Source organism: Pseudobacter sp., assembly GCF_051955275.1.
GTDB lineage: Bacteria > Bacteroidota > Bacteroidia > Chitinophagales > Chitinophagaceae > Pseudobacter.
The window spans coordinates 1-11,471 of sequence record NZ_JBQCGW010000297.1 but is presented as its reverse complement, the minus strand read 5'-3'; the positions used below and the strand labels follow the sequence as shown (position 1 = coordinate 11,471).

13 protein-coding genes are annotated in these 11,471 nt (G+C 47.3%); 9 read left to right on the top strand and 4 right to left on the bottom strand.

The window, feature by feature from the left end; translation table 11 throughout:
• The 3 genes from ACTHMC_RS26195 to ACTHMC_RS26185 all read left to right on the top strand — a co-directional run.
• A partial coding sequence (locus ACTHMC_RS26195; RefSeq protein ID WP_440417841.1) for a ParA family protein occupies window positions 1-353 on the top strand: 353 nt, incomplete at its 5' end.
• A gap of 11 nt (window positions 354-364) precedes the next feature.
• Entirely contained in the window at window positions 365-1,393 is a 1,029-nt protein-coding gene (locus ACTHMC_RS26190; protein ID WP_440417839.1) for an eCIS core domain-containing protein, read from the top strand.
• 18 nt (window positions 1,394-1,411) lie between these two features.
• Window positions 1,412-2,902, top strand: coding sequence for an ATP-binding protein (locus ACTHMC_RS26185; protein ID WP_440417837.1), 1,491 nt, complete (start codon window positions 1,412-1,414; stop codon window positions 2,900-2,902).
• A 186-nt stretch (window positions 2,903-3,088) separates the two neighbouring features.
• Here ACTHMC_RS26185 and ACTHMC_RS26180 read toward each other — a convergent pair whose 3' ends face one another.
• Window positions 3,089-4,741 (bottom strand): M28 family metallopeptidase, encoded by a 1,653-nt coding sequence (locus ACTHMC_RS26180; protein ID WP_440417835.1) that lies wholly within the window; start codon window positions 4,739-4,741, stop codon window positions 3,089-3,091.
• 71 nt (window positions 4,742-4,812) lie between these two features.
• Here ACTHMC_RS26180 and ACTHMC_RS26175 point away from each other — a divergent pair, with 71 nt between their 5' ends.
• The 4 genes from ACTHMC_RS26175 (at window position 4,813) to ACTHMC_RS26160 (ending at window position 7,063) form a co-directional block, all read left to right on the top strand.
• On the top strand, window positions 4,813-5,343 hold the full coding sequence (locus ACTHMC_RS26175; RefSeq protein ID WP_440417833.1) for a GNAT family N-acetyltransferase: 531 nt from the start codon (window positions 4,813-4,815) through the stop codon (window positions 5,341-5,343).
• Window positions 5,344-5,494: 151 nt separating this feature from the next.
• Entirely contained in the window at window positions 5,495-5,764 is a 270-nt protein-coding gene (locus ACTHMC_RS26170) for a hypothetical protein (protein WP_440417831.1), read from the top strand.
• 84 nt (window positions 5,765-5,848) lie between these two features.
• On the top strand, window positions 5,849-6,523 hold the full coding sequence (locus ACTHMC_RS26165) for a hypothetical protein (protein ID WP_440417829.1): 675 nt from the start codon (window positions 5,849-5,851) through the stop codon (window positions 6,521-6,523).
• On the top strand, window positions 6,524-7,063 hold the full coding sequence (locus ACTHMC_RS26160; RefSeq protein WP_440417827.1) for an NUDIX hydrolase: 540 nt from the start codon (window positions 6,524-6,526) through the stop codon (window positions 7,061-7,063). It abuts the gene before it with no gap.
• On the opposite strand, the gene ACTHMC_RS26155 is transcribed toward ACTHMC_RS26160, so the two are convergent.
• From ACTHMC_RS26155 to ACTHMC_RS26145, 3 genes are all read right to left on the bottom strand, one after another.
• On the bottom strand, window positions 7,060-7,959 hold the full coding sequence (locus tag ACTHMC_RS26155) for a toprim domain-containing protein (protein ID WP_440417826.1): 900 nt from the start codon (window positions 7,957-7,959) through the stop codon (window positions 7,060-7,062). The two genes, ACTHMC_RS26160 and ACTHMC_RS26155, sit on opposite strands and share 4 nt — an antisense overlap.
• Before the next feature lie 17 nt (window positions 7,960-7,976).
• The gene (locus ACTHMC_RS26150; protein ID WP_440417825.1) at window positions 7,977-9,194 is read right to left on the bottom strand and encodes an NAD(P)/FAD-dependent oxidoreductase; all 1,218 of its coding nucleotides are present in this window, start codon (window positions 9,192-9,194) and stop codon (window positions 7,977-7,979) included.
• Window positions 9,195-9,293: 99 nt separating this feature from the next.
• Window positions 9,294-9,785: a GNAT family N-acetyltransferase gene (locus tag ACTHMC_RS26145; protein WP_440417823.1), complete on the bottom strand. Its 492-nt coding sequence runs from the start codon at window positions 9,783-9,785 to the stop codon at window positions 9,294-9,296.
• A gap of 107 nt (window positions 9,786-9,892) precedes the next feature.
• Here ACTHMC_RS26145 and ACTHMC_RS26140 point away from each other — a divergent pair, with 107 nt between their 5' ends.
• Window positions 9,893-10,252 (top strand): DUF6717 family protein, encoded by a 360-nt coding sequence (locus ACTHMC_RS26140; RefSeq protein ID WP_440417821.1) that lies wholly within the window; start codon window positions 9,893-9,895, stop codon window positions 10,250-10,252.
• Window positions 10,253-10,781: 529 nt separating this feature from the next.
• Window positions 10,782-11,471 (top strand): AAA family ATPase (locus tag ACTHMC_RS26135; RefSeq protein ID WP_440417820.1); only part of this gene is annotated, 690 nt, incomplete at its 3' end.

Genomic DNA, 11,471 nt, shown 5'->3' with positions numbered 1-11,471 from the left:
CGCTTACCGCCAGCGATTTTGTGCTGCTACCCTTGCAGGGTGAATTCCTTCCCTTGAAAGGAGTATACAGTTTCATGCATCACTTCGAAACCATAAAAAAGAAACTGAATAAGAAACTTAACCTGCTGGGTATCGTGCTCACAAAATTTGATGACCGGAAAACCATGAACCACCAGGTACGTGAAAAACTGCAGCAGGATTATGGTGATAAAGTGTTCAACACTGTGATCCGGACCAATATCCAGCTGGCAAAAGCACAGGAAACGGGGAAAGACATTTTCAATTTCGATAAGAACGCCAATGGGGCACATGACTATCAGCAACTGGCTGATGAGCTCCTTGGTAAACTATAAAAATCATTGCTATGTCGTATTCAAGCAGAACATACCGTCATCGCAATCCCAAACCGCCGGAGAGTGAGCAATTGTCTTCCGGCCCATCCTTCTTTCATACTGCCAATAAAGGCGCTGTACAAATGAAGAAAGATGATAGGTTCTTCCAAACCAAATTATCGGTTAACCAACCGGGTGACGAATATGAGCAGGAAGCAGATGCCGTTGCAGGATCTGTGATGAATTCCTCCGGCGCAGATCCCAAAAAAAAGAAAGTGGATGGCATCCAGCGCATGCCCGGCAATACCGCAGGCGCGGGAATTTCACCGGGAGTCGGCAATCGCGTGGAGCAGTCCGCAGGAACAGGAAGGCGGTTATCCGGCAGAGTGCTTACGGAAATGAATCATGAGTTTGGCGCAGACCTAAGCGATGTTACCATACATACAGATACTGAAGCTCATCAGCTCAACAATGAACTGGGTGCGCAGGCTTTCACACACGGCAAGGATATCTACTTCAATGTTGGTAAGTACAATCCTGAAACCGCACAGGGCAGGTTTTTACTGGCGCATGAATTAACGCATGTGGTGCAGCAGGCCGGGGATAAAGACCAGATCCGGAGAATGGCCGCCTGCCCGGGGCATCTCAACGCTACGGATCCCGTGCCTCCCGGATGGAAGCCCTACTATGGAAATCCAAATATTTTCCATTGCGGATTCAGGGGCATCCTGGAAGACCGGAAGCCCACTACCACTGATCCGATGAATGAATGCTTTTATGATCATGCCGGGGTACTGGTAGATAAAAGCCATGCCTACGCCGGTTGTGGTGGCACACCGGATTATTATGATTCGCAGGACAGCTGGTGGGATCACGCATTCAACGATCCCGGGGGCATATGGTATGCAGGTTGGGATGCCTTCCAGGAATCCAACCGGTATTTTGGCGATCAGGAAGCAAAGCGCCAGGCAGACTGCTATCGCGAATGCGATAAACAACCATGGTACGCCATGGGATTCTGTTACCAGTCCTGCGACCCCTACTCCGCCCCTCCATTTTAAACGAATCAGCGTATCAATATGTCTACAGAACTATCCCAAACACAGACCCCTCAAGAGTTTCAATACCTCTACAAACTGATCAGGTACCGCCTCGGTAAATACTTTCCTGAACAGGAGCCCGCGGAAGAACCAGAAGTACCGGACCTTCAGCACTGGAGTCCGGCACTGGGCAGCTTCATTGCAAAACACAAGCTCACCAAGGCGGAAGCGATCCTGGTGCTGATCGCACTGGCCCCGCATCTTCATCCCGATCTGTTTGATACAGCCATTGAAAACAGCATGAAAGGCCCAGGCGATTTCCCAAGGATCGGCGGCGTACGCGGAAAGAACTTCAGGGGCTTTCTTCCCACCGGAGAAACTGTACTGTTTCTGCTGGCGGATGATAGCTGGACGGGCAAGCAGCAACTGCAACAGTTATTCTGGCCGGATCATCTGTTTGGAAAGAAGAAGATCCTGTGGATCGAAGAGCTGCCCTCCGGTGAACCGGGAATGAGTGGCAGGCTCATTATGAGCCAGGATTATATCGACACATTCACTTATGGCAAACCCATACCGCCACATTTCAGCATGAGCTTTCCGGCAAAGAAGATCAGCACAGATCTGGGTTGGGAAGATCTGGTGATCAATGAAGAACTACGGGAACAGATCAATGAGCTCCTGGACTGGGTGAAATACAATGACCAGCTGATGCACGACTGGGGCATGGAGAACCGGCTTCGCAAAGGCTACAGAAGTTTGTTCTATGGCCCTCCTGGTACCGGCAAAACCTTTACTGCAGGCCTTTTGGGAAAATACACCGGAAAAGATGTGTATAAGATAGATCTGAGCATGGTAGTGTCAAAATACATTGGTGAAACAGAAAAGAACCTGGAACTGCTGTTTGCACGGGCTGAAGACAAGGGTTGGATACTTTTCTTTGATGAAGCCGATGCGCTTTTTGGGAAACGCACCAATGTGCGAGATGCGCATGATAAATATGCAAACCAGGAAGTGAGCTACCTGTTGCAGCGGATAGAAGACTACAATGGCCTGATCATCCTGGCCACCAATATGAAGAACAATATTGATGATGCTTTCATACGCCGCTTCAATTCCATTTTGAAATTTCCATTTCCTGAAGCAGCGGAGCGCTCTGCCATCTGGCAACGGGCTTTTCCGAAAAATGCAGAATTCTTCAAACAACCGGCAGGGGGTGTGATCAATGCCAACCAGGTTAATGGTAACGGTCATGCCAAAACGAATGTTCCAGAACCGGCAAATATTCCTGATCTGGTGAAAAGATATGAACTGTCTGGCGGCTCTATTCTGAACATTGTGCACTACGCCAGTCTGAAAGCAGTGGAGAAACGGGCCAGCCAGTTAGCTGCACAAACTTATGCGGCTTCTCCGGATGATGCGTTGCAAAACGGTCAACCGGGGGTCAACGGAAAGCTGCCTATCTATTTATCGGATGTGCTGGATGGGATCAGGAAAGAAATGATCAAGGAAGGGAAGCCGTTCACGGGGTAGAAGCTCATCCGGGGAGCACTCGTTCTCTTCCGGCGAGTGAGGAATTTTTGTTCGCCTCCCGGCGAACGCTGAACTCGCCAGAGGCGAGCAAACAGAAGTAACTCGCGGGGACGCGAGCTACTGGGCGCTGCGAAATGAAAAGGGGCTGAATGATAAATTCAGCCCCCGGAAATATTATTATGATGCTTATTTCTTTTCCCTGATGGCTTTGAATTCAGAACCAGTCTTCCAGCCAGGCATTTTTTCATCAAACGCAATGCGTTTGCCTACCTGGAATAAAAGTTTCAGGTCTTCAATGGCACCTTCCATGGTCCAGGTTGCTGCATCATAGTTGTCAGCAGGACGATGGTAACGTTGCTCATTATATTCTTTATCCAGCTGCTCACCATATTCTTTGCCTTTTCCTACTACATCGATGCCACGTTCCGTGTAGAGCGCAGGGATACCCACTTTCGCAAAATTGAAATGGTCTGAACGATAATAGTAGCCGGCTTCAGGATGTGTTTCGTAAGAAATGGTACGACCCGCTTTGGTGGCTGCTTCCTGCAGAATATCTTCCAGGTCGCTCTGTCCGCGGCCTACAACAATGATATCATTGGTTTTGCTGAAGGGGTTCAGTACATCCATATTGATATTGGCTACTGTTTGAGCAACGGGATAGATCGGATTCTGAGCATAATACTCTGAGCCCAGCAGTCCCTGTTCTTCCGCAGTAACGGCCAGGAGAATGATGGTGCGCTCAGGAGGCGTAGGCAGGCTCTTGAATGCGCGGGCGATCTCGATAAGACCGGCGGTTGCACTGGCATTGTCCATAGCGCCGTTGTAAACGGAGTCGCCTTTTTCATCAGGCTTACCGATACCCAGGTGATCCCAGTGTGCGGTGTAGATGATGTATTCATTGGGGCGTTTAGAGCCTGTGATCTTTCCGATCACATTATGAGACTTGTTGTACTCTGCTTTTACAGCGATGCTGGTAGTAAGTTGCTCGTTCAATGGTACGGCTTTGAAGCCTCTTTGATCCGCTTTGGCAAGCAGGGTGGAATCATAACCGGCAGCAGTCAGAAGCTTGTTGGCAGCGGGTCCGGAGATCCAGCCAATCACATCGGCATGGTTCTCATTCTTGCCGCGGGGATCGAGGCGGAGGCGGGATCCATTCCAGTTGTTCTGCACCACGGCAAAGGGATAGCTGGCAGCCTGGGTATTGTGGATGATCAGGCATCCGCGGGCGCCCTGGCGGGCAGCTTCTTCAAACTTGTAGGTCCAGCGGCCATAGTAGGTCATTGTCTTACCTTTAAAGAGGGAAGAGTCGCCGCTGTTGTAGCCGGGATCGTTTACGAGAACGAGTACTACTTTTCCTTTCACATCAATATCTGCATAGTCGTTCCAGTTATATTCAGGCGCCACTACTCCGTAACCTGCAAACACCAGGTCGGAATTGCTGAGTGATACACTGTCTGTTTTGTTGGTCCAGATAACATAGTCTTCCAGTCCTTTCAGTTTGAAATCCCCTTTACCAGACTTAACCTGCATTTCAGGAGCGGCTTTGGTGGTGATGTTCACCATCGGCACATCCTGGAAATAACTGCTCCCATTACCGGGTTCCAGGCCAACAGCGGCAAATTTCTTCTGCAGGAAATCAATAGTGAGGTCTTCGCCTTTAGTGAAAGGCATACGGCCCTGGAAGCTGTCCGAGGCCAGAACTTCGATGTTTTTACCCAGGCTGTCTGCACTGAAGGCAGCAAGTCCGTCATCATCTTTCAACTGTGTTTTGTTTTCTCCGCAACCAACTGCCAGCAAACAGGCAGCGGCCATGGAAAGCGGTACAAAGTAAGAGCGCATAGCTTGTAGTTTTTATTTCGGGCTAAAAGGTACAGTAAAATTCAATTGAATACATTTGTTTAAAGCACAACATGGAGCTACATCCCATCACAAGCGCAGACCATCCACAGATGAGTTTCATCAGGGAACTCTATGAGTCAACTTTTCCTGAAGAGGAAAGAAGGGACTGGTCGCAGCTGCTTCAGCTGCTTGGCGAGCCCGGGATGCAACTCAGTGTTGTGATGGAGAATCAGCAGCCACTGGGCTTTGTGATCGCCTGGAAACTCGGCAGCTGGTATTATGTGGAGCACCTGGCCATCGATCCGGCCCAACGCGGCAAGAATTATGGAGGCAGGGTGATGGAAGTGATACTGGAAGCGGGTCATGGCCATGTGATCCTGGAGGTTGAGCGTGTACATGACAATAACAGCCAGCGAAGGATCAGCTTCTATGAAAAGTTGGGATATGTTATAGTGAACCTTGATTATCACCAACCTCCTTACCGGAAAGGAGGTGCTGCATTGCCTATGCATCTCATGAGCAGGCCCGCCATTTCCGATGAAATGGCCGCCAGGGCTATTGCGGGGAATATTCGCGCCAGCGTTTATGAACGCTTTCATTGAGCAAAGAAGACGTTCTCATTTCTTTATATTCTCTTTAACCAATTTATTAAGATAAAATTAAAATGACCGGACAGGCCCGGTTTCTGGCACGTCCCGGCATGCTAATTGGAAAAGTATATCTGTATTCATTGAATCTTAAAAGGAGGTTATTATGAAAAACAGAAAAGCAAAAACCATTACTCAGAGTTTTGACATCGTGTTAGAAGGGCAACCTGTTAATGTGAAAGCAACTTTTTATGAAACACATAATACAGAAGGAAGATATCGTGTAAGCATTAACGGTAGCCCCGTATATATTTTTGGATGGGACCATAACAAGAACCGCCTGGCAGCACTTGACAGCTCCAATGCAGTTAAGCAGATGCCTCCGATAGTAGAGGCAGCTATCGGTCAGGAACTTTACAATAAAATGGCGGCGTAAGATCTTGTGAAACTGTGTTCCCCGGGGGTGTATAGTTTTAAAAGCTATGCACCCTTTTTTCACCACCTTTGAAACTAACCTTATATGTCCTATCAATACAAAAATATAGACCCTGCTCAAATGGAGGACTGCATTCAGGCAGTTCTGATCTCCTTCAATATTGAACTGGAGAAAGACGAGCTGAACGAGAACTCCACCCTGGGTGAATTGTATACCCTGGTGGAAGAAAAGCTCGCTACCCGAAAGATCGACGATACCTGCACCACACAACAGACTTTTTATAAACTCCGTCACTCCATTGCCCATACACTTGGCATCAGTGAAAAGGAGATCACACCGGCCACTTCGCTGGAAAGACTTTTTCCACGCTACAACAGGAGACAACAGATCGCTATGGTGGAAAAAGACGCAGGGATCAGAAAAAAATTTCTGAAAATGAAAAATTGGGTGGCCGTGGCACTGGGAGTTGGTATCTTAGCGTCCATTATCCTTGCTTTCTTTTTCTGGAAAGAAGCATTGATGACATTGGGCGTTTTGGTGGCGGCTTTCCTGGTCCTGTCAAAGTTCCGCAACGAACTTCGTTATAAAAGCCTGGGAGAAGTGGTAGCCGATCTGGCCCTGTTTGATTACACAGCGTTCAGGCGTGATCCGGATATCTTTAACCTGACGGAGATCAGAAAGTCTATCAACGAGATCTTCATCAGGAAAGAAGCTGTGAAGCCTGAATGGCTGAAACCAGATTTGAAACTATTTCAATAAATGATCCGAAAACATATTCTCGGCCTGCTGAAGGCTTATTCTTCCCATGACCAGCAGGAGCAAACCATGCTGCAGAACACTATCAGCTTTATAGAAGCCAATCCTGCATGCTTTGAACGTTCTTTATTACAAGGGCATGTTACAGGCTCTGCCTGGATATTGAACCAGGAAAGAACACATGCATTGCTGATGCATCATCAGAAACTCGACAAATGGTTTCAGCCTGGCGGTCATTGCGACGGTGACCCCGATGTAAGCGCTGTTGCTGCGAAGGAAGCATTTGAAGAAACAGGGATCGAAGTGAAGCTGATCTCTCCGGCAGTGTTTGATGTTGACCATCATGTGATCCCTGAAAGAAAAGAAGTTCCGGAACATATCCACTACGATATCCGTTTTCTCTTTGAGGCAGAAAAGCTCGTGGATGACCTGCCATCCAATGCAGAAGCGAAAGCTGTTAGATGGATCCCCTTGAACGAAGTTTCCCGTTACAACAATACTCCCTCCATCATGCGATTGGTGGAAAAATGCCTGCGATACTAAGAGAGCAAATGCATCAGCCATTCGTTCACATCCTTGTGATCAGCGTAGTATGAATTCATGGGCGTATGCTCCAGCGGAGGATGTGCTGAGCAGAACTCCCTGATTTCTTCTGTGGCTTTATTGCCGGTATCATCATTATCAAACCAGGTGTATACGTATTTATATTGAGCCACGGGTAATAGTGGAAGGGCCTGCTTCAGCATCATGGCTGAATTGAGGACTATCACCTGGTCATCGAGCCTGAACTTCTCCTTAAATACCAGGACAGACAAAAAATCGATAAAGCCTTCAAATAAATGCACTCCATCAGGAGCGGGATTAACTCCCCTGATGGAGCTGATGGCTTTAGGGCCAATGCAACCTTTGAAGTTGCGCCTGCGATGTTCATAAGCGCCTTTGTCGTTTTTAAAACCGATGGAGGTGAAGCGCTTATTGATATCGTTGTCCTGGATGCTGAGTTCCCGCAAATATTGGGATGCCAGCTCCTCCGGTATGCCTCTTTCTTCGAGGTAAGAAATAAGTACGGACGAACGCAGCCTGGTCACCGCTCGTAGTTCCAGTCTTTTTTTCTCTTCCTGTCCGGGAGAGTGGTCGTAAGTTTTGGTGGAGGGCTGGATGCCAGACAGTCCATCCAGCCAGGTGAGCGCATCTTTGTACGAATCCGGTTTCCCTTCACTTTTGAGCCAGGCCTTTACAAATTTGATGATACCTCCACCTGTATAGGTACCGAAATCGAACCAGAGATTTTTGTTGAGCTCTACTTTGAAGCTGGCTGTTTTCTCGAACCGCAATGGAGAGAGGTACCAGTATTCCCTGGTGGTCTTTTTTGTGGGAAGATGGCCCAGTTTTTCCAGTAGATCGGGGATGGCTATTGTAATTGCCTGCTCAAAAGTCATAGAGAACTAAGTTACGGTCACTTTCTGTGAAAGCGTACAAGGTCCTCATCGATCTCTTCTTTTCCGGTGATGAGGTTCCTGATCATTTCCGCACCCATTCTGCTCCAGGTAATGCCATTGCCGCCGAAAGCCATTACTGCAAAACAGTTATCTAGCCCTGGAACATCGCCAATAAGTGGTAAGCCGCTGGAAGTGACGCCGAAAGCACCGCTCCAGGCAAACTCTGCACTGGTATCGATTTGTGGCAGAAGTTTGCTGAGCTTCCGCTGTATGGCAGGCAGCTTGGATGTGTTGAGCGCATTCCGTCTTTCTTCGTTACTGAATTCTTCATCTTCTCCCCCGCAAATGATCCTGCCGTCAGGAGTTGGACGAATATAGAGATAGGGATCAGCAGCTTCCCATATCAGCGGCAATCTTTTTAAAGAACTGTCTGCCTGTTTAGGGGTAGCCATGGCCCAGGTGGAATAGATTTTGAATGGCTGGTCGCTGAGGTATTCGGGTACTTCGTAGCCGGTAGCAAACACGGCATAGCGCGCCGTAATATTGAATCCATATGATGTTTGAATATATACACGTCGAGGGCTGGAGCTGATATCGCTCACGGCAACAGGGGAATACACAGCTGCGCCGCGTTCCAGGGCTTTTAAAAGAAATCCATTGCTAAGACGGTAAGGGTGTGCAGAATAGCTATGGTAAGAACGCAGGGCTGCTGCGGCATGAAGGCCATACTCATCAAAGAGTTTTTTTCTTTTTATGAATTCACTTTGAAGCCCGATCTGGTTGCGCAGTTCCATTTCTTTTCGAAGCTCGTCTACACTTAACTTATTGCCATTCAGATAAAGGCTTTGCTGAAGATGAAGGCCGCATGAGATGCCGAGCATCTGTATGCGAACGGCCAGACTCTCCGTGCAGAGTTTTGCCCTGCGCCAGGCACGGGCTGCCTTTTCATACCCTAACAAGGGGATAAGCCGGACAAGGGGTTGATCGATCTCGAACTGCAGCAATGCGGTTGTTGCCATGGTTGAGCCGTGGCCGGGGTAGCGCTTATCCAGGATCACCACTTTGAGGCCAGCATCTGTAAGCTCTTCGGCTATCATACTGCCGCTGATGCCGGCGCCGATGATCACCACATCTGTACGGAGATCTTTCCGGATCACGTCCACCGGAAGGTTGCGTGAAGGGTGACTGGACCAGAGCGGATTTCCAAAATGCAGTTCTTTTTCGGCTGTGATCATGAATCTGTTTTATAAATCACACTTAAAAAAGAATACCAGGCATGTATAAGTAACTTCCGGAAAATGACAGGATTATTAAACAGGCATTTGTGGGAGGGGTTATTTCTTCTGCCATATCATATCATACCGGTGCATGCCGGGGGCATAAGAGTCGTTAGTGACCTTTTCCACCTCAAATCCATGCCGCTGGAAAAAGGCATAGGCATGCTGGGTGGTATCCAGCAGTACAGTGGCTTCAGGGAAAAGTGAAGCGATCTGGTTGAGCCGGTGGTTGAGAAGCGCGCTGCCAACATATTGCCTGTGTAGATCATTGTGCACGAGCCCCCAGGCGAGGGTGGCTTTATGGGTGTTTGGGTTATAACCAAAGCCTCCGCAGCCGATCACCTGCTGGTTTTTCAGCACCACATAATACCGGTTTTCCTCTCCGGGATAGAGATCGATTTTACCTTCAAGGTAATCAAGCCATTCCCTGAACTGACCGACCTCCTCAAGGGTGAAATATTGAGGAGTGTTTGAAATGAAGGCGTCAATGCAGCCCTGCCGGTATTCCGGGGAATAGGGAAAGATGGAGATGTTGGAGGTTTCGGGCATATGACAAGCTTTGAAATTGCTACAAGGAATGTGGATGGAAAAAGTTCACTGTGAGGAGGAGTTTTCTTATGCAGCTAACCGGGCATAATGTTTTTAAGAGTATAAGCATGAAAGTATACAGGTTTATAAAAGAAGATGATAAATGGTTTATGGACCTTCCTCAGTTCATTGAAGCAGGAGGTAACAAAGCCGATCTGCAAATGGTGGAAGGCGCGGATACCATGCTGGACCTGATGGCAGAGAATAAGAATGAAGTGAAGCTGCGGTTAAGCCAGGATGAAATTCCCGAAGCTGATTTGCTGGAATTGAAAGAGCGCTGCGATCCTTCGGTAGGTGGCGGGTATTATATCATGGATGTTTATGAAGGGAGAAAGGTGGAGTTGCTGATGTGGTTATGTGGGGTTACGGAATGGGTGTTTGGAGAGTTGCCGGAAAGGATTTTTGTGAGGCGGGAGGGGGAATTGTAATTTATGGATCGCTTACAAGATGAAACTAAAAAAGCGATCACGAAAGTGGTCGCTTTTCTGTGGTGTAGAGCGTACCATTGCTTTCTAGACAAGTGCGAAAGATAAGATGCTCCGGCTTTATGTAGCTCCGGCTGCCAGGATAAACAAGAAGCTTACCTTGCATATACCACGGCATACCTTTGGGAAACTTGCAGGAAATAAAATCCAGATCAAAACCCTGCAAAAACTCTATCGTCATTCGCATTTGAGTACAACCGCAATATGCCAGCAGAATTTTGGCCATGATGAAGTTGATAACGCACTGGATAAGATTGTTAGGTTGTGATGACCATAGACCCGATTGTTTCATGCTGGGACACTTGGGAATTGTGTTTTGCGGTATTGAAAAAAGTATTGTAATTTTTGATCATAAACTAGCTTTTGCGTCCCCTACAAAATCTGAACAGTGATTAGTGGTTGTAGTTTGATTATTAACCACTTATAATAAGACTCTTTCTAAAGCCCTATCTTTGTACAGTTAATAGTAAAAATGGCAGCAGCAGAACAAATAAAAAGCTTGATCAAATCCTTTGCCGATGGCGATGATGCCAGGTTTTACGCTACTGCCATGCAAATTGCAGCCTCAGAAGCAAGAAGTGGTCATACAGCACTTGCGGAGGAACTTAAAAAGCTGATCGACAAAGCTAAGATTGGAAAAAACGCATCCCTTGGAGTAGTTAAAAATTTTCCACTAAATGCTACCCAAAAAGAGCTAAATGATCTCCTGGAACTTGCCCATCCTCATGAGAAGTTGCAGGAAATGGTTTTAAGTCCTGAATTGGAGAAATCATTAAAAAGGGTATTGGACGAGCAGAAAAAATTAGAACTACTGCGGCAGAACAACCTTTTTCCAAGAAAAAACCTGTTATTTATTGGCCCTCCTGGTTGCGGGAAAACCATGTCTGCAAGAGTACTGGCAAGTGAGTTGGGAATTCCTTTATTTGTCATTCGCCTCGATGGATTGATAAGCAGATATATGGGTGAATCCATTGCCAAGCTCCGGTTGATCTTCGATTCAATGAAACAATTTAGAGCGATCTACTTGTTTGATGAATTTGATAGCATTGGAACGACACGATCACAAGGGAACGAGGTTGGAGAAATAAAACGGGTTTTAAATACCTTTTTGCTTCAAATCGAAAAGGACGACTCCAACAGTTTAATAATTGCGGCAACTAAC